We start from the raw sequence: 19,124 nt of genomic DNA on the forward strand, positions 1-19,124 counted from the left end.
GATGCTTTTAAGAGACTTTTTATTAAGAATTCACTTGTGTAATGGAATTGGAATTGTCGGTAAATCAAAAATTTATGATTGGATTCAATCACAGAAATCAACTCGTTTTGACGTACCATCTGTTGACTCATTAATTAAAATTGCCAATATTCGTGGGGGAAATGTCACACGCTTTTCATCAACCTACATACAATTAATGAACAATTCGGAGAGGGTTGATCAACTTGTTGATTCTGAAAAATGGCTGTGCATTTGTGATGAACACTATCCTTATCAATTAAAAGAAGCTTATACACCACCTCTGGTGATGTTTTATAGAGGAGACTTGAACCTTCTAAATGAGCAGATGCTTGGCATTGTGGGAGCAAGAGACGCGACACACTATTCCATGGAGATTTTGAAACAGTTACTTCCGGGACCGCTTTTAAACAAACTGGTCATTGTTTCTGGATTGGCGAAAGGTGTCGATACTTGGGCACACCAGTGCACTATCGCCAATCATGGTCGAACAATTGCCGTGATAGGTACAGGATTAAACATCGCTTATCCAAGTATGAATCAGCAGCTGCAGCAACAAATTGCAGAGGAACAGTTGCTTCTTAGTGAATATCCAAATGGCAGTCGTGGTTATAAGAATCATTTTCCAGAGCGAAACAGAATTATCGCGGGATTGGTTGAGAGTGTTCTCGTTACCGAAGCGAAACACCATTCCGGAAGTTTAATCACCGCAAATTTAGCACTCCAAAATAATCGAAATGTCTTAGCAGTTCCAGGCCGGATCAATCATTATTTATCAGCGGGTACCAACGAATTAATTGCTGCAGGGGCCAAACCAATTTTACGGTCAAATGATGTTTTGGAAGAATATATTAGTTGACACAAGAAAACACTTGCAATATGATGTGGTAGATTTGAACTCAAAAATAATAACAAAAAAGTCTACTATATTTATCCAGAAAGAAAGGAGAAAAAATGGCTACTTCAACAAAATCAAAACCTAAAGCAAAGCCAAAAGTAAAAACCAGGGCAAAACGACGTTCACCAAAAAAGAATTTGGTGATTGTTGAGTCCCCAGCTAAAGCCCGTACCATTGAAAAATATTTGGGCCATTCTTATAAAGTCGTTGCCAGTAAGGGACACGTTCGTGACTTACCAAAGAGTAAAATGGGCGTTGACATTGATAACGATTATGAACCACATTATATTTCAATTCGTGGAAAGGGCGACACTATTAAAGAATTGCGGTCAGCTGCTAAGAAAGCAAAAAAAGTTTATCTGGCAGCCGATCCGGATCGTGAGGGTGAGTCGATTGCGTGGCATTTGTCACATATTCTTGATCTTGACCCAAACGATGATAATCGTGTGGTCTTTCATGAAATTACTAAAGATGCCGTTAAAGAATCATTCAAGCATCCGAGAAATATTGATATGGACTTGGTTGACGCCCAACAAGCCCGTCGTATTTTGGATCGACTAGTTGGATACTCAATTTCACCACTTCTCTGGCAAAAAGTGAAGAAAGGTCTGAGTGCTGGACGGGTTCAGTCAATTGCACTTTGGCTGATTATTAAACGAGAAAAAGAAATTGAAAACTTTAAACCTCAAGAATACTGGTCAATTGATTCTGAATTTAAAAAGGGACGCAGTAAATTCAAAGCCAGTTTCTACGGACTAAAGGGAAAAAAGAAGGACCTACCGAACAACGATGCGGTTCAGGACATTTTAAAACAACTTGATCCAAAAGCCGACTTCGATATCACAAAAGTCATTCGTCGTGAGCGTAAACGTCAACCACAGCCACCATTTACAACCAGTACATTGCAACAGGAAGCCAACAGAAAACTAAATTATCGGACTCGAAAGACAATGATGGCAGCGCAACAATTATATGAGGGCATTAACATTGGTAAGGAAGGCAGTCAGGGACTGATTACCTATATGCGAACCGATTCAACTCGTATCGCAACGATTGCCAAACATGAAGCATCAACTTTCCTGCATGAAAAGTACGGAGCAGAATATGCGGCTACCAAACCAATTAAAGGAAAGCTTCCGGAAGGTGCCCAGGATGCCCACGAAGCGATCCGACCAACGTCCGTTTTTCGAACACCTCAAAGCCTTAAGCAATATCTTACAAGAGATCAGTTCAGACTTTATCAACTCATTTGGTCAAGATTTGTTGCCAGCCAAATGACGCCGGCATTAATGGATACTATGGCAGTCACGATTGAACAAAATAATGTGACATATAAAGCTAATGGATCCAAAATGAAATTTGACGGATTCTTGAAAATCTATGGTGATGGAAAAGAAAAAGATAATCTTCTTCCAGACTTAGAAACCGGCGATAAAGTCAAGCTAGTTTCTAATAAACCGGACCAACATTTTACACAACCACCAGCCCGCTTCAGTGAAGCAACGCTAATCAAAGCGTTGGAAGAAAACGGTGTGGGTCGGCCATCAACGTATTCACCAACGTTGGAAACCATTCAACGTCGATATTACGTTAAACTGGTTGGCCGCCGTTTTGAGCCAACTGAACTCGGAGAAATTGTTAACAAGATTATTGTTGAATACTTCCCGGACATTGTTAACATTGACTTTACAGCTAATTTAGAAGATAAATTAGATGACGTCGAAGAGGGCAAAGAAAATTGGATTCGTCTTGTTGACACATTTTACAAACCATTTTCCAGCGAGGTTGAATCTGCAACTGAAAATATGGAAAAGGTTCAGATAAAGGACGAACCTGCCGGCTTTAATTGTGACATTTGTGGTGCACCAATGGTCATTAAGATGGGGCGTTATGGTAAGTTTTATGCTTGCTCACGCTTTCCAGACTGCCGTAATACAAAAGCAATCGTTAAAAAGATTGGGGTTACCTGTCCAAAATGTCATATTGGTGAAGTCATTGAGCGTAAATCAAAGAAGAATAGAATCTTCTATGGTTGCTCACGTTTCCCAGACTGTGACTTTGTTTCATGGGACAAACCAATTGGCAGAAACTGTCCAAAAGATGGTCATTTCTTAGTCGAAAAGAAAGTTAAAGGCGGCACCCAAGTTGTCTGCCCAAATGGCGACTATGAAGAACCCGCACAAAAATAATGAATAGTGAGTAAAAGGAAGTTGAGGCGATGTAAATTGCCCAGCTTCCTTTTGTTTACCCGTACGTTTTTGATTGCGTCAAAAACATGGATGCCTCATACCTGTCAATATGTTGTAAAATCAAGTTAAGATAAAGTTAGGAGGAAAATTATGGATTATACAACTCATAGTACCTGCACTACTATTTTGGTGGGTAAAAATGCCAGTTACGATGGCTCAACCATTATTGCCAGAAATGAAGACGCAGGCGTCGCAGTCAATCCTAAAAAATTCGTTGTCGTTCAACCTGAAGATCAGCCAAGAAATTATCAATCAAAGCTCAGCAAATTTTCGATTAAGCTACCGGATAATCCGGTTCGCTATACATCTGTACCGGATGCTACTCCGGAAAAAGGGATTTGGGGTGAGGCCGGCGTAAATGCACATAATGTTGCAATGAGTGCGACCGAAACGATTACAACAAATCCGAGAATTTTAGGGGCGGACCCACTCGTTAAAAATGGGTTGGGTGAAGAAGACTTGTTAACCATTACTCTGCCTTATATCAAATCTGCAAAGGCAGGTGTAGAACGTGTCGGTAGTCTCTTGGAGAAGTACGGTACTTACGAATCCAACGGGATTATCTTTTCAGACGTAAATGACATTTGGTATATGGAAACAGCAGGTGGCCATCATTGGGTCGCTCAACGGATTCCAGATGACAGTTATGTGATTGCGCCAAATCAAACCGGTATTCAAGAAATTGATTTTGACGATCCGGATCATTTTATGTATGCAAGTGACTTAAAAAACTTTGTGGAACAACATCATTTAAATCTCTCGGATAATTTTAATTTCCGAAAAATCTTTGGGTCAGATACCCAACTTGATCACCATTACAACACGCCCCGAGCCTGGTATGGCCAACGATACTTTAACCCTGAAACGGTAAAAGACAAATCCCCAATGAGTCATGATCTATCATTTATATGCCATGCAAATCGAAAAATCACGATTGAAGATATCAAATTCGTTTTAAGCTCACATTACCAAGATACGCCATATGATCCCTTTACGCCTGGAAACGATTCTCAAAAGATGCCGTTCCGACCAATCGGCTTTAATCGAAATCAGGAATTATCTGTTATTCAATTGCGGCCATATGTACCATCAGACTATTCAGCAATTCAATGGCTGGCATTTGCGGCTAACCCGTCAAATACATTGGTCCCGTTCTTCACAAACGTGCAAGATACGCCGGATTGCTATCGAGACACAACAAAAATAGTGGACAGCCAAAATGCCTACTGGGAGAATCGGCTGATTTCATTAATTGCCGCGGACCATTATCATGCAGTGATGGATGATATCGAAGCTTACCAAGATCAATTAATGGGTTATGGTCATAAGCGAATTACCCATATTGACAACAAAGTTGAGGGACTATCAGGTTCCAAACTGACTGCTTCTCTTCAGGCCGCAAATGAAAAGACGGCCGATCATGTTGTTAAAGCAACCAGAAAATTGCTTACAACAATGCTGACAAAGACCAGTAATGGTGTCGCTGGTTCGTTTGATCGAAAACATTATTAATCAACAAAAAACACGAGTTACCCGAGAAATTGTCGGGCACTCGTGTTTTTATTAAGGGATCGGCCTATAAATTAACATCCTGCTTAAAATTAATTGGTGAAAGGTCAGTTGAAGCGGTGACCAATTCGCTAATGAGTTTATTATAGGCATTTAAACTGATTTCAGAATTTTTAAAGTTCACCTTTGTTAAATAATTGTCCAGCTCCGGACCATTCAGTTGAGCAGCGAGCGCAACAGCATCCGTCTGTTTGACAGCTTGTTGCAGCTTAACCCGCAATGCCGCTTTTGTATCATTTAATTTAGGACTCAGCTGAACATAGTGGGGATCTACCAATACACCAGCTAATTTGTACGTCCAGTAAGCCTCATCCGGTGCGTAGCAACCGTGTGCATTGTGATAGGCAGCCGGTGTATCGCTAGCGCCTGCATAGAAGGGCACAAATGTGCTTTGTGCAGCTACCCCCATTGCCAGCCACTGAATGCCTGCTAATCCAACCGGCATAGAAGGGCGTATTTGCAGGATATGGGCCTCTTGAGTCTTTGCCAAGCTAATTGGCCGAAAACGATGTTTGTCGTCTTCAGAGCCCTCTCCAATTGGATCGTAGGGGGTTCCCTGGTAATGACTGCTTAAGAAGTCCTGAACATCGAATACACTTAATTTTCGGTTTGCCTGATTGATAAACGGCATTTCCTGACTGGTAGGCTCAACGTCCAACTTGGGGGAAAATAGCTTTAAGCCATACCAGACACGCGGCGTATTATAATACATATCAGATAAATCCGCTGTTCCAAAAATTTTTCGGAAATTAAATGTTTTTCCCGTTGAATCGGGATTGAGATGGTTGGCTTCAACAAATTGCCGTAGGTCGGTCGACCACATAAAATGGTCTGGATCGTCGAAATCGATTTCTTGAATGGCGCTTTGATTGGCGATAACGACATAACTGTCATCCGGGATTCGTTGGGCAACCCAGCGATGACCGCCACCGGTTTCCATATACCAAGCTTCATCCTGGTCCGCAAACAAAATACCGTTTGATTCGGACGTGCCATAATGTTCAACAATCTGACCCAAACGTGCTACTCCCTCACGTGCTGTTTTAACGTAAGGTAAGACAACAGTTACCATTGCCTCCTCACCAATACCGTCTTTTTCCAAAGGGTCGGCACCCAGGGCAAGATCATTTGTATAGGTGCTTTCGGTCGCACTCATCGCAACGCCATATTCGTTAAAACCGTTTTCTTCGAATAGACCGAATTTATCAGTCCATTCGGGAGTGGCAGAATATTTGGCACGCATTTTTGGCAGCGGCATTTTAAATCCGTTATCATTTGAAGAAAAATTCTGGGGGTTGGAAAAATCTTTTCGAGCATGGATCACATAATTCTTTGGCCAAGACGATTTACTGTCCTCGTTTCGGGCAATCATGATGGACCCGTCGATGCTGGCATTTTTGCCAACGATCATACTGGTACATGCTGAATAATATTTTGTTGGAATCATGATGAATATCTCCAATCGTTAAGGATTTTGACTTCATTAATTGTACCATCTTTTTTCACGAAAAATGTTATAACGAATCCAAACTGTCCGCTCGAAATTTAATTGCAGGTCATCACAAATTACGGTATACTTTTTTCAATTAAAAAATTTGGAGGAACCTCATCATGCCAATCGTAAATATTCAACTTATTGCTGGCCGTTCACAAGATCAATTGAAAGCATTAGTCGCAGACGTTACTGCAGCTGTTGTTAAGGATACCGGTGCACCGGCAGAACATGTCCATGTGATTTTGGATGAAATGCAAAAGAATCGTTACAGTGTAGGCGGCGTTTTAAAAAGCGACGAAAAATAAAGATGACTAATCGAAAATATGCTATTGATCATGTCTAAACGGTCAAGCATAAAAGTGGCCTGGGTAAACGTTAAGTCTCCCAGGCTCTTATTTTTTGAACAGTGCATCCAACACGACCATTTGATTATTCTCAAAGAATTGTATTTAACGGTCACGGATTTCTCATTGGTTTGTTTGGGGTTATATTGTATACTAATTAGGTAGAATTCGAATAAATGCATTAATAACAAGAATGGAGACGTTTACATGGACGATCAACAATACATAATGGCGATTGACGAAGGTACCACCAGCACACGGGCGATCCTTTTCAATAGTAACGGTGAGATTGTTGGTAAGGCTCAAAGAGAATTTCATCAATATTTTCCTAAATCCGGTTGGGTCGAACATGATGCCAATGAGATTTGGAATGCGGTTCAGTCCGTTATTTCCGAAGCACTGATCAACGCTGAGGTTCCTCCTTATAAAGTCCGCGGTATCGGTGTAACCAACCAACGGGAAACAACGGTTATTTGGGATAAAAACACGGGCGAACCGATTTATCACGCGATTGTTTGGCAGTCAAAACAGACCGCAGACTTGGCCAATCAATTAAAAACAGATGGTTATGATGATTTGATTCACGAAAAAACCGGTTTAATTATCGACTCATACTTTTCGGCTACAAAGATTCAATGGCTTTTGGATCATGTAGAAGGCGCCCGTCAAAGAGCGGAGAATGGTGAGTTGTTATTCGGGACAATCGATACTTGGATACTCTGGAAATTGACAGGTGGTAAAGTCCACGCGACCGATTATACAAACGCCAGTCGAACAATGTTGTTTAATATCCATACTTTAGAGTGGGATAAAGATATTTTGAAGTTATTGAACATCCCTGAAAGTATTTTGCCGGAAGTCCATTCTTCATCGGAAATTTACGGTTATACGGCCGGCTATACTTTTTCAGGTGTCCAAGTGCCAATTGCCGGAATTGCCGGAGACCAACAGGCTGCTTTGTTTGGACAAATGGCCTATCAACGGGGAATGATTAAAAACACCTATGGTACCGGTGCTTTTATCGTGATGAATACCGGCGATCATCCGACGTTGTCCAAAAGGGGGCTTTTAACCACCATTGCGTATGGCATTAATGGTAAAGTCACCTATGCTTTGGAGGGAAGTATCTTTGTAGCCGGTTCGGCCATTCAGTGGCTGAGGGACGGTATGAAAATGGTTGCCAATTCACCTGAATCTGAACAAATGGCGATTGATGCCAAAAGCAGCGACGGTGTTTATGTGGTACCTGCATTCACTGGTTTAGGAGCACCATATTGGGATCAGGAAGCCCGTGGTGCCGTTTTTGGGCTTACAAGGGGCACGACAAAGGAGCAATTCGTCCGTGCCACATTAGAGTCTTTGGCATATCAAAGCCGGGATGTTATTGATACGATGATTTCAGAAACCGGTCTTGATTTAAAGACACTTGCCGTGGATGGTGGTGCCGCCAATAATAATTATTTAATGCAGTTTCAGGCAGATATTCTTGGTACGCCGATTCGAAGGGCGGCTATTTCGGAAACGACGGCTTTGGGCACTGCATATTTAGCTGGATTGGCAGTTGGCTTTTGGAATTCCTTGGATGACATCAAGAAAACGGCTAAGGTACGGGATGCTTTTGATCCTAAAATGAATGTAGATATTCGTGATGATCTTTACACGGGTTGGCAGCGTGCTGTTCACGCGACCATTCAATTTCACCCTACAGAAAATAACTAAAGTCAAAATATTTTTCAAGTCTATACAAAAAGCGAAAGCAACGATACGCCGTTACTTTCGCTTTTTTATTATCTGTCAAAAAAATTATCCCACGGCCAAATTTAAGTAGTCTTCCAAGTAACGGGCAACACCGTCTTGATCATTGGTGTATTGGGTTACCTCATCCGCGCTTTTCTTAATGGAATCGATCGCATTTTTCATGGCAACTCCTGTGCCTGCGTATTTCATCATAGTCGCGTCATTTGCTTCGTCTCCAAACGCAATAATATCTTTTTGTAAAATGCCATAGTAATCGGCCAAAAACTTTAAACCGGTTGATTTATGGATGCCTTTGGTCGCAATTTCGACAATTGGGTGTGGTCCACCCCAGGGAGAAACTTCAACTTGATCACCAAAATGATGTAAGACATAGTCCATTAATGCTTGCTTTTGTCCGGGCTGCTCAACTTGAACCGTAATACTAATTGGATTATCTTTAAGGCTTTTCTGATTTAAGATTTGGTTGGATTGTAATGTGCTTGGGAAAAATCCGAAGCCACTACTAATGCCACGATTGGCTAAAAACAGGTCCCGACCTTCAACTGCGATCAGATTTAACCCAAGCTTTTGGCTATTGGATAGAAGCTCCATCACAATTTCTTTATCAATTGTGTACTGGTATTCGCGCTCCCAATTTTTATGTGGTAAAATGCCTAAGTTACCATTGAAATTGATCATGGGTGTATTTAAATGAAGGTCGTCATAGAAACTTTCAGAAAGTCGGTTGGGACGGCCGGTTACAATACTGACCACACAACCTTCTTTGACTGCCTGGTTAATTACCGACCGTGTCCTGGAACTTAGTTGTGCATCGTCATTCAACGTTGTGCCGTCCAGGTCCAACGCGATCATTTTTTTAGAAATAATTATCACTCCTTAACCAGCATATTCATTAATACTATCGAAAAATAGGACGCTCGTCAATTTATTCGAACGTGCGATTGACTTGAAAATTAAATACCTTTAAGATATTTTAGAAGTTACGTACAAAAATAACTTACCGAATTCCAACTATAATAATTTGACATTTTATGATTAGAAAGGATCCATCATGCAGTTACCAGATGATTTTAAAAATAAATATACAAAATTACTTGGTCAACAAGAAGCATTGCAGTTTCTTGCTAGCTTTTCAAAAACAGCCAACCATGGTTTTCGACTTAATCCGTTAAAACAAAATCAGCCGGTTAATATCGACCTAAGTCATCCTACAGCCCATTGCCAATTGGGGTATTATGGGGACGTTAGCGGTAAAACCGTTGCCCACCAAAGCGGGGCCGTCTATAGCCAAGAACCCAGTGCTATGTATGTAGGCGAGGTTGCCGCTCCCAAGCCGGGTGAAAGGGTATTGGATCTCTGTGCTGCACCGGGCGGCAAAACAACTCACGTTGGCAGTTACATGGCAAATTTGGGACTGCTGATCGCAAATGAAATTGATCATAAACGCTCTAAAGTTTTGATGGAAAATGTGGAGCGGTTTGGGCTAACCAATACGATTGTAACTAACAGTACCCCTGAAATAATTGCTAAACAACTGCCAAACTTTTTTGATCGAATACTGGTAGATGCGCCTTGTTCCGGGGAAGGCATGTTTCGAAAAGATCCTGACGCGGTCTCTTATTGGAGCCTTGATTACCCAGAAGAATGTGCAACCAGACAACGCCAAATTTTAAATGAAACCGTTAAAAACTTGAAACCAGGTGGAGAATTGATCTATTCAACCTGCACGTTTGCACCCGAAGAGGATGAACAGATTATTGCTTGGCTTGTCAAACAATATCATTTTGACATCTTACCGGTTAAAAAATTCCCTGGAATGGATAGCGGTCGACCTGATTGGGCAGATGGCAATCCGGATTTGGTGAATTGTGTTCGCATTTTTCCAAACCATTTTAATGGTGAAGGCCACTTCATTGCCAAATTGAAGAAACCGAAAGAAAGTTCGAGTCCAATACCACATCCATCTAAGCAAAAGAAGCGTCGCCAACGCGATACCAAAAATACCACAACGTTATCCGCAGATCAAAGAACATTATGGGAAAATTTCGCAGCCGAAATGTTTAAGACACTTCCGATTGGAAATTTAAGAACTTTTAAAGAAACGTTGTATTCGGTACCATTAGAAACCCCTGACCTTGGAAAAATAAAGATTGTTAGAGATGGCTTGCAATTAGGCTTCTTCAAGAAAAATCGGTTTGAACCAAGTTATGCTCTTGCCTTAGCACTTCGACCGGATACGGCAAAACGGGTCATTGACATTTCAACTGATGATTGGAAAAAGTATGTCCACGGAGATACCTTTACAGTTAATAAGGAGTTGAAAAAGGGCTGGTATCTGTTAGCCTGTGAAGGCCAGTCAATCGGCTTTTCGAAGATTGTAAATGGAACGGCCAAGAATTTCTTTCCAAAGGGACTGCGGTTTCAGCCAACTAGTTCCATTAATGATGCTAAATAACGATTAATTATTCCAAACTCAAAAACGGCATTCAACCTTTAAATTCAAAGGGATGAATGCTGTTTTTATTTAGCCTTTTGTTCATTTGTTAGAACGATTTGTTTTCTCAATAAAAACCAATTTTTTATTCGTTGATCGTTTTAAATCAAAAACATAATTTGGAGAATCAAAGTGCTTGATGTCTTCAACCATCGTAAGTTGGTTTTCTGCAATAAATCGAACCATCTCTCCACGAGCCATTTTTGCCAACGTAGCCCTGGTTTTTAATTGCCCATTAACCAAATGACCAAACACAACATCTATAAATGTATCATTTGGCTTTAAAAAAGGAATAATTGCTTTTGAATATTCCCTGGAAGCTAAATTAATGATGGGCTCTTTATTAATGCTTAAGGATTGATATAAACGATTTCCCCAAAATGAATAAAGATTTTTCATGCCCATCACAGGAATGTGTGCCTGCATTTCCAGTCTGTAGGGAACAACTCCGTCAAATGGTTTAAGAATTCCGTAAAGTCCAGATAGAATCCGAAGATTTTCCTGAATATAATTAAGGGCCGGGGCCGTTAAAATATCCGGTGCCATATATTGATATTGGATGCCAGTAAAACTAATAACGGCAGGGGTCAGTCGACTAGTTAATTCCATCTTTTGTAGTTGATCATAATTAGTTTTGGTCAGCTTGTCACTGGTATGCCAGAGGGCTTGGGCATCTGCGTAAGACAAGTCTTGCATAGCTTTTAGAAGCTTTTGAGAGGCTCTTAAATATATTGGAAGGTCCTTTACCTCAAAATCATTTAAATTAGTGACCATTTTTTTAGCTGGGGAGATGATGAGTTTCATGAGATTAATTGATCGTTTCCTTTCATAGTCATTTTATCGAGTAAAAATAAGGACTAAATTTATTGTAACCGAAAATGTAGAACTCGTCAGATGGACAAATAATTCGTTTGAGTTTTAAGGAGGCAAAATAAACAAACACCACTAACATGTCACTTTGCGAGTGGTGTTTGTTTATTTTAAGAAAATGATCAATAAGTTAAATGCCTTTGTTCCAAGTATGACGCTAGGGACAGCGGTAAAATCAATTTCTTCTTTTGCAGTTCAGTAATATTCTTTGAGTTAGTCAGCATCATAATAGTCTTTAACCCATATTGCCATTGTTCAATAACCCTAATGACTTCATCAATATTTTCGTGGATAACCAGATGTAGAAACGTCCCGGCAACACCGACTGCATGACTTCCCAGCGCTAGGCATTTGGCAATATCAGAGGGAGATTTAATGCCACCAGAAGCCAGAACAGTCAAGCGGTCTTGGAAAGGCCGACTTTCCATTAAAGATTCCGGCGTTGTTAATCCCCAATTTTTAAGGTAAGCCATCTCTTTATCACGTCGCCGAAAGTTTTCAATTTCAGCAAAATCAGTTCCACCGTGGCCACTAACATTTACATAGCCAACACCCAGGTCAGCCAGTTGCTGGATAGTCTCACGGCTCATTCCAAAGCCGACTTCTTTAACAATAACCGGTACTGAAAGGCCCTCAACAATTTGCTTAATGTTGGTTAAAAAGTTAAATTGGCGGTCGCCTTCCGGCATAATGAGTTCCTGAGCAGGGTTAACGTGAAGTTCCAAAGCATCTGCATCAATCATAGCTACTGCATGCCTGGCGTCATCGACCGTTTTATCGGCACCTATATTGGCAAATAAAAGGCCGTCCGGATTAACCTCACGGGCAACCGTAAACGTTTCAACCAAAGAAGCGTCACCCAGAGCTACACTTTGAGAGCCAACCGCCATGGCAAGTCCTGTTTTTTTCGCGATTGTTGCCAATTTTTGATTAATATCCTTTGTATGCGGACTGCCACCCGAAATTGCTTCAATGTAGAAGGGAATTTGAAGGTTTATCGGCCCAATCTTAGTTGAAAGATCAATTTCAGATAGTGCATACTTTGGCAAACTTTGATGAACAAATCTAAGTGGGGCAAAAACATCGGTATCCTGATAAAACTTTTCAGCTAACGAAATATGTTCGTCTTTTCGATGTGAATGTTTTGATATCATTTTGTCTCCTTAGCAAGATCAATAACGGGGTGAACTCTTAAAGACAATCTGGTAATGCCATTTTCTTCCCAACGTTTAATAAGTGATTTAATATTTTGATTTTTATCGATAACGACAATGCCGCAATCACCGCCACCGGCTCCCGAAGATTTTGCTGCTGCTGAATGAGCAACCGCAATATCACACATTTTTTTGAGGGTCGGCGTTTCAATTTGAACCTTTGAGAAATCCGCCAAACGCTTAAGGATCTCACGATTTTTTTGAATGCCTGCTTGAATGGTCGATAAGCTTCCATTCTTGAAACCGTCGATCAAATCATTTAAACACCTCTTGCTGTCAATTAAGAATTGATTGTAAGTTTCATGCTGACGGCTTTTTGAAATGGCCACTTTGTCAACCAAATGCGAAGTTGAGGCAGGAGATCCTGTCCAACCGATAATCAATCGAAGATTTTCCGGTGGCGTTAATTGTGTAATTGTCAAATTAGGCCATGGCTGGTCAACTAATTCTGTCAGACTTTGTTGACGATGAGCAGCCATTAACCAATTACGGTCAAATGATTGGTAGGCGATCCAGCCCCCATAGACACTCGCGGCCACATCGCCCAAAGACCCGTTTCCCTGAACATCCAAGTGAGCGATTGCCGATAGTTTGAAAAGTTTACTCTTGGTCAAAGGAATCTGATAAAACTCACAAAGTGCTTTCACAGTTGCAACTGTCACAGCTGCTGATGATCCCAAACCATATTTTTTGCCATTCGGACTATCCAAATCGCTATTAACACGAAGATCATAAACTGCCATCCGTCGGCCAAGTGTCTGGGCATATTCTTCTGTTAACCGAATAGCAGAAATAATGTAATTAAATGTATTGTCCCGGTTATCGAGAATCATCTGATCCCCCTGACGCCGCCAGAAAACCGAATCTTCACGGTATTGTTTGGAGACAATGCTCCCAAAGGACTTGCTCCGAGAAATTTCAACAGTCACAAATTGATCCAAGGCGACAATAATTGACGGGTATCCGGTTTCAACCACGGCATATTCACCCGCAATGTATAATTTTCCTGGAGCCTTAGCGGTTATCAAGTGATCATTTCCTTTCAAAATTATAAATATTGAACTCCTGGTCCAGGCTTTGCAATAATAACGTTTTGATCACCTAAGACCTGTGCAAAGGTTGCGGAGATTTTTGCAACCGTTGACTGCTGACAAAGAACTTTAACGTTTGGACCGGCATCAATTGTGTAATAACACTCGGTTCCTTGGTGACGAAGCTGCTTGACCAAATTCATAATTGCCAATGTTTGACCATTGAAATATGTAAAACTGGGATCAGCGCTTAAAGTCAATGCATGCATTCGCATCGCGTTGAGTTCACTAATCTTACCAAAACGGGTAAAATCACCCTTTTCAATAGCCGATTTTAACTGAAGAAGATCGGCCTGACAGGTTTTTACCCAAGCCGGATAGTAGGGTGAAGTTGTCACAGACAGGTGCATCCCTTGTCGACTCGAAACAGCTTTTTGACCACGTTCGACGGTCAGTGCAACAACTCGAATATCATTTAAGCCGGTGTCTGGTAATGGCTTGGCGTATGAATCGGCATCATTTGTTCCTCGTTGCCATTCAACAAAATGACCAAACACAGACCGACATGCAGATCCGGAACCACGTCTGGCAAGTTTGGAAAGTTCAGTTGCATCCAGATGAAGCCCAGCTGCCTTACTGGCTGATGCTGCGAGTGCGGCAAAGGCCGAAGCCGATGATGCCAAGCCTGCAGCGGTAGGGACGTGGTTCGTAGAAGAAATTGATGCAGGTATGGCAATTTGTGCCTTGCCTCTCACAATTTCCAAGAAGTCACGAACCCGCTGACGACTTTTTTCAGAAGGTATCTGGCCATCGATTATGATCTGATCGGTTGATAACGATTCGTCGAACCGAACAGTAGTGTCCGTATAAAAATGATCCAGGGTCAACGATAAACTACTGGTGTAAGGGATGATTAACGATTCGTCCTTCTTCCCCCAATATTTAATGAGTGCGATATTAGTATGGGCCCGTGCAGTGACGGGATTATTTGACAAGGTTGCCATTGTTATCTCCAATTGAAAATTCATAATTTGTGAAAGATTGAATCCATGTTTGAGTGGCACCGGCCTTAAGCAACTCAGTCGCCACTCTTTGAGCGTCTACCTGATTTTCAACAATTGAAATCATACAACCACCAAGTCCGCTCCCGGTTAATTTGGCACCAAGTGCACCATTTTGAATTGCAATACGGCAAAAATTGTCCAATTTCCGAGTACTGACACCCAGTTTTGACAGATTATATTGGGACTGGGTCATCAAGCGGCCTAAGCGCTGCTCATCTGATATCTGCAATGCATGGCGGGCGTCCTTGGCAATTTGGGCCAACTGCTCAATTAAGGGTTTTGCAAATTCCGGTTGATCAAGTAAATTATCGTGAACCATCGACACTGCTTCGCCGGTTTTTCCCTTAATACCACTGTCAGCAATTACTAAAGAAGACTTGGATAAATTAAAGTCGATTTGTTCGTTAATTTCATTTCGAATGAACCACACCGGTGTATCGGAACTGGCCGTTGCAGTATCCAAACCGCTCGGATTACCATGAGTAATCTTTTCCTCAACTTCGGCCAATTCAAGAAGCCGGTCACGAGTTAGAGGGGCTTCAAAAAGGTTAAAGAATACCCGAACAATCGCAACAGCTGTTGCTGCTGAAGAACCCATCCCTCTTTCAGATGGAATTTTACTATCGATCTCAAGATGGAAATTCAAGTCGGTTGCATTGAAAATCGTTAACAATTCGTGAATAAGCACACTAACACCTTTTAAGTTATCAGCCATTTCACTTATGGGGCCATCAAAGTAACGGCAATTAATGGTCTGACCGGTAACATTGGTCTTAATACTGGTGTGGACATCTACGTTATATAGCGGCAGGGCAATAGCAGGCTTTCCATAAACCACACTATGTTCACCGAACCAAATTATTTTTGCATAGCTTTTCGCTTTCGCATTTTCTTTCAATCTTTATCCGCTCACTTTCAAACAGTTCAATTTTATCATAATTTAAGCGCAGAAAGAATCGTAACCATTTTTTTAAAATATTCATAAAAAATAGAGATTAAGTAATCATAAATAATCGGGGATGATGATTACTTAATCCACACTAAATTAAGTTGACAGCAATTGATTATTTTGAATTGTTTCTTAGTATATAAAAATATCAATCTCGTTCACGCTTATTTTCAGTAGCCTAACACATCTTGACTGTAGTAACATAGTAAATAGTGTATTGTTTAAGAATCATTATTAAAAATTAAACGATTTTGGTGAAACAATTATGAACTCAAAAACAACTTATGCGGTTGTTGATATAGAGACAACCGGAACAGATATGAGTGTTGACAATCGAATTATTCAGTTCAGCTGCACGTTGGTGGCTCACGGTAAAATTGTTGAAACGTATGTGAGTGATATTAATCCTCAGCGTGAGGTACCCGAACGAATTATTCAATTGACCGGCATTACGCCTGAACGATTAAAGAAGGCACCTACTTTTGATCAGGTATCTTCTAAATTATATAAACTTTTAAGTGGAACAGTCTTTGTTGCTCATAACGTTAATTTTGATTTTCCGTTTCTCAACGGTGAATTTCAACGCGTGGGGTATCCCGAATTGGACATCGAGGCTATTGATACCGTTACTTTAAGTCAAATTCTGTTACCGACACTCTCAAGCTATCGGCTTCAGGACCTTAGCACCTACTTTAATATTATTCACAATCATCCCCACACTGCTGATAGTGACGCACTGGCAACTGCCAAACTTCTGTTAATACTACTTCGACAGGTTAAGATGCTGCCTCGAAGAACGCTTGAACAAATCATTCAGATTAATCCTTCATTACCACTTGATACGATGAAAGTTTTTATACAGGTTAATGATGAAAATCGGTCAGAATCCTTAGCAGAAAAATTGCCAGATCAACTTAAATTATCGGCTGGATTGGTTTTACGAAAACGGGAGCCGGTTTTAAATGAACGTCAGAACAAAACGACGGAAGCCAAATTCCCAAAGACCCGAACTGCTAAATCCAAAATTTTACCGCCTCATTTGGAATCCCGAATTGAACAGAACAAGATGATGAACATGATTTACAACAACTATGCCAGCGATGGTCATCATCCTGCCAAGCCACTCGTTATCGAGGCACCAACCGGTATTGGAAAAAGTTTGGGTTATAGTTTACCTTTCAGTTATTTGGCAAGCGCGCAAAAGCCCGTTGTCATTAGTACAGCAACGACTTATCTGCAGTTTCAGCTTCAAAATCAAACACTGCCATTATTGAATCAGAGTCTGCCTTTCAAAATTAACAGTGTTATTTTGAAAGGGGCCAGTCACTACATTGATCTTAACAAGTTCCGTCATTTATTATTTGTTGCCGATAGTTCCGTTCAAACCGCATTCATTAAAGCGCAAATATTAGTTTGGCTGACAATGACGACTACTGGAGATCTTGACGAACTGCACTTGAACGTGGAACAAACGCCATTTGTTTGGACAATTCAACATTCCGGAGTAAAGTGGCTCGATGCGAATTCACCTTTTTATGATGAAGACTTTTTACGATATAATTTAAAAAAGGCTCAGAATGCCGACTTTATTATCGTAAATCACAGCTATTTGCTAAAAAACTGGCAGTTCTTTAGTGGCTTCCCAGTTAAACCATACTTATTAATTGATGAAACCCAGCAATTTGCTGAAACAGCGATCCGAAATAATCAAAAACAAATCAATCCTTTGACCGTTATGTCAGCGGTTAATCGGGTCCGAGGTGATATTCAGGAAGGCCATTATAAAAGTGCGAGGGATGCCTTTTCCGGCAACAGTGTTTTAAACAACTCTGCTGACGATCTTGATGAATCCCTAAATCAAATTAAAAGCCTGCTCAAGCAGTTGACCCATCGTCTATATAGCCAGATGATTGCTAATCAACAGCTCCACAAAAATGCCAGCTTCTTTGTGCGGCTCATTCCAATCAGCGACCTTAAGGCCATCATTAACGAAAATCGCGAAACCATTACCCGGCTTCAGGATAAACAGTCCGAAGTTGAAGACCTGTTAATTCGATTAAACTCTGAGATCGATCATTCTACTGATGCGTTCACTAATCGTGATTACTCCAGTATATATGACTTTTATGAGGACTTTAACGAGTTTGCTGAAAAACTGACATTTTTGCTCTCCACCATTGATATGGATGAATCAGCAATTAATCAAAATGTTGTTTGGGTAACTGTCAATCATGTAAAAGACATTAACAGTTTTACAATTAATCAAGGCATTTTAAAAACCGAAGATTACTTGAATCACCGCATCTATGCATCATTTGAGCCTCCAACTTTCACAGGCGCCACGATTTTTTCATCAAGACGATCCCAATTTATTTTCAACTTACTGGGAATCGATCGAAAGGCTGCCTCTGTTAGGAGGCTTCAAAGTGACTTTGATCCTAAAAATCAAGCGCGAATCTATCTAATTGATAAGCAGTCAAGGGAACACTTTATAACCAACTCTGATGATTATCTGCAACAGGTTGCACAGTCAATCGAAAAAATTTATCAAGCCTCGCCCCGGCAAACCCTAGTACTGTTTAATTCATTAAAAGCAATTGAAAAAACACATCAATTTCTTTCTAAAGACGGTTTTACGGCCACTCATCTGGTATTAGCTCAAGGCGTTAACGGTACCGCTGCCCGCTTAAGCAAGCAGTTTATTCATAATGAGCCGGCTATTTTATTGGGAGCCAACACATTCTGGGAGGGTGTCGATTTTCCCGCTCATTTATTGGAAAATTTGATTATTGCTCAGCTTCCATTCAATACGCCGGAAGATCCGTATAATCATGCGCTTTACTCAGTTGAACGTAGTAAGGGCAAGAATCCGTTCTATAGTTTGGCTTTGCCTAAGGCAACACTAAGGCTACGCCAGGGAATGGGACGACTATTACGAACAAAGGCTGATTATGGCACTATTTTTGTATTGGACCCAAGGTTAACAACCAAACGCTATGGACAAACAATTTTGACCAACTTAAAAAATGAGATTCCTGTGATGACCGGACAACTTGACGATTGTATTAATGACATGGTTAAGTTTTTTGAAAGCAGGAATTAAGGTTATCCCGATAAGTTGATTATTTGATATAATAAAAAATGTATGTGGAAACTAGTTAAAATCTGTTA

The 19,124-nt window shown here is 40.8% G+C and carries 14 protein-coding genes; 7 read left to right on the forward strand and 7 right to left on the reverse strand.

All coding sequences use genetic code 11. From position 1 onward, the window contains the following. Position 1 precedes the first annotated feature (1 nt). The 3 genes from dprA (at position 2) to HMPREF0519_RS05600 (ending at position 4,677) form a co-directional block, all read left to right on the forward strand. The gene (gene dprA / locus HMPREF0519_RS05590; RefSeq protein ID WP_375711438.1) at positions 2 to 877 is read left to right on the forward strand and encodes a DNA-processing protein DprA; all 876 of its coding nucleotides are present in this window, start codon (positions 2 to 4) and stop codon (positions 875 to 877) included. 95 nt (positions 878 to 972) lie between these two features. Next, positions 973 to 3,105 carry a type I DNA topoisomerase gene (topA, locus tag HMPREF0519_RS05595; protein ID WP_004561483.1) on the forward strand — a complete coding sequence of 711 codons (2,133 nt, stop codon included), beginning with the start codon at positions 973 to 975 and terminating at the stop codon, positions 3,103 to 3,105. A gap of 150 nt (positions 3,106 to 3,255) precedes the next feature. Continuing rightward, the gene (locus HMPREF0519_RS05600; protein WP_004561485.1) at positions 3,256 to 4,677 is read left to right on the forward strand and encodes a C69 family dipeptidase; all 1,422 of its coding nucleotides are present in this window, start codon (positions 3,256 to 3,258) and stop codon (positions 4,675 to 4,677) included. Between the two features lie 64 nt (positions 4,678 to 4,741). Here the strand turns inward: HMPREF0519_RS05600 and HMPREF0519_RS05605 are convergent, their stop codons facing one another. Further along, positions 4,742 to 6,181, reverse strand: coding sequence for a C69 family dipeptidase (locus HMPREF0519_RS05605; RefSeq protein WP_004561487.1), 1,440 nt, complete (start codon positions 6,179 to 6,181; stop codon positions 4,742 to 4,744). A gap of 164 nt (positions 6,182 to 6,345) precedes the next feature. Between HMPREF0519_RS05605 and thmT the strand changes: the two genes are divergently transcribed. After that, a complete protein-coding gene (gene thmT / locus HMPREF0519_RS05610; RefSeq protein WP_003553974.1) occupies positions 6,346 to 6,534 on the forward strand; it encodes a 2-hydroxymuconate tautomerase in 189 nt (62 codons plus the stop codon). Between the two features lie 246 nt (positions 6,535 to 6,780). Continuing rightward, a complete protein-coding gene (glpK, locus tag HMPREF0519_RS05615) occupies positions 6,781 to 8,292 on the forward strand; it encodes a glycerol kinase GlpK (RefSeq protein WP_004561489.1) in 1,512 nt (503 codons plus the stop codon). Between the two features lie 84 nt (positions 8,293 to 8,376). Here glpK and HMPREF0519_RS05620 read toward each other — a convergent pair whose 3' ends face one another. Continuing rightward, complete coding sequence (locus HMPREF0519_RS05620) at positions 8,377 to 9,204, reverse strand: Cof-type HAD-IIB family hydrolase (protein WP_004561491.1); 828 nt, start codon at positions 9,202 to 9,204, stop codon at positions 8,377 to 8,379. A gap of 178 nt (positions 9,205 to 9,382) precedes the next feature. On the opposite strand from HMPREF0519_RS05620, the gene HMPREF0519_RS05625 reads away from it, so the two are divergent. Continuing rightward, positions 9,383 to 10,786 (forward strand): RsmB/NOP family class I SAM-dependent RNA methyltransferase, encoded by a 1,404-nt coding sequence (locus tag HMPREF0519_RS05625; RefSeq protein ID WP_004561492.1) that lies wholly within the window; start codon positions 9,383 to 9,385, stop codon positions 10,784 to 10,786. Positions 10,787 to 10,867: 81 nt separating this feature from the next. Here the strand turns inward: HMPREF0519_RS05625 and yaaA are convergent, their stop codons facing one another. From yaaA to mvk, 5 genes are all read right to left on the reverse strand, one after another. Then, entirely contained in the window at positions 10,868 to 11,629 is a 762-nt protein-coding gene (gene yaaA / locus HMPREF0519_RS05630; RefSeq protein WP_004561494.1) for a peroxide stress protein YaaA, read from the reverse strand. 188 nt (positions 11,630 to 11,817) lie between these two features. Further along, on the reverse strand, positions 11,818 to 12,849 hold the full coding sequence (gene fni, locus HMPREF0519_RS05635) for a type 2 isopentenyl-diphosphate Delta-isomerase (RefSeq protein ID WP_004561496.1): 1,032 nt from the start codon (positions 12,847 to 12,849) through the stop codon (positions 11,818 to 11,820). Further along, entirely contained in the window at positions 12,846 to 13,937 is a 1,092-nt protein-coding gene (locus tag HMPREF0519_RS05640) for a phosphomevalonate kinase (protein WP_040472748.1), read from the reverse strand. The genes fni and HMPREF0519_RS05640 overlap by 4 nt, the downstream gene beginning before the upstream one ends. 20 nt (positions 13,938 to 13,957) lie before the next feature. After that, complete coding sequence (gene mvaD / locus HMPREF0519_RS05645; RefSeq protein ID WP_003560416.1) at positions 13,958 to 14,968, reverse strand: diphosphomevalonate decarboxylase; 1,011 nt, start codon at positions 14,966 to 14,968, stop codon at positions 13,958 to 13,960. Next, a complete protein-coding gene (gene mvk, locus HMPREF0519_RS05650) occupies positions 14,925 to 15,902 on the reverse strand; it encodes a mevalonate kinase (protein ID WP_004561500.1) in 978 nt (325 codons plus the stop codon). Before mvk ends, mvaD begins: the two co-directional genes overlap by 44 nt. 316 nt (positions 15,903 to 16,218) lie before the next feature. On the opposite strand from mvk, the gene HMPREF0519_RS05655 reads away from it, so the two are divergent. Further along, entirely contained in the window at positions 16,219 to 19,056 is a 2,838-nt protein-coding gene (locus HMPREF0519_RS05655) for a helicase C-terminal domain-containing protein (RefSeq protein WP_004561502.1), read from the forward strand. Positions 19,057 to 19,124: the final 68 nt, after the last annotated feature.

This window comes from Lentilactobacillus hilgardii DSM 20176 = ATCC 8290 (assembly GCF_000159315.1).
GTDB lineage: Bacteria > Bacillota > Bacilli > Lactobacillales > Lactobacillaceae > Lentilactobacillus > Lentilactobacillus hilgardii.

Coding starts and splice junctions, on each gene's coding strand:
- topA (WP_004561483.1), top strand. CDS start 973: ATGGCTACTTCAACAAAATCAAAACCTAAAGCAAAGCCAAAAGTAAAA.
- glpK (WP_004561489.1), top strand. CDS start 6,781: ATGGACGATCAACAATACATAATGGCGATTGACGAAGGTACCACCAGC.
- thmT (WP_003553974.1), top strand. CDS start 6,346: ATGCCAATCGTAAATATTCAACTTATTGCTGGCCGTTCACAAGATCAA.
- mvaD (WP_003560416.1), bottom strand. CDS start 14,968: ATGAATTTTCAATTGGAGATAACAATGGCAACCTTGTCAAATAATCCC.
- HMPREF0519_RS05655 (WP_004561502.1), top strand. CDS start 16,219: ATGAACTCAAAAACAACTTATGCGGTTGTTGATATAGAGACAACCGGA.
- dprA (WP_375711438.1), top strand. CDS start 2: ATGCTTTTAAGAGACTTTTTATTAAGAATTCACTTGTGTAATGGAATT.
- HMPREF0519_RS05625 (WP_004561492.1), top strand. CDS start 9,383: ATGCAGTTACCAGATGATTTTAAAAATAAATATACAAAATTACTTGGT.
- HMPREF0519_RS05600 (WP_004561485.1), top strand. CDS start 3,256: ATGGATTATACAACTCATAGTACCTGCACTACTATTTTGGTGGGTAAA.
- yaaA (WP_004561494.1), bottom strand. CDS start 11,629: ATGAAACTCATCATCTCCCCAGCTAAAAAAATGGTCACTAATTTAAAT.
- fni (WP_004561496.1), bottom strand. CDS start 12,849: ATGATATCAAAACATTCACATCGAAAAGACGAACATATTTCGTTAGCT.
- HMPREF0519_RS05605 (WP_004561487.1), bottom strand. CDS start 6,181: ATGATTCCAACAAAATATTATTCAGCATGTACCAGTATGATCGTTGGC.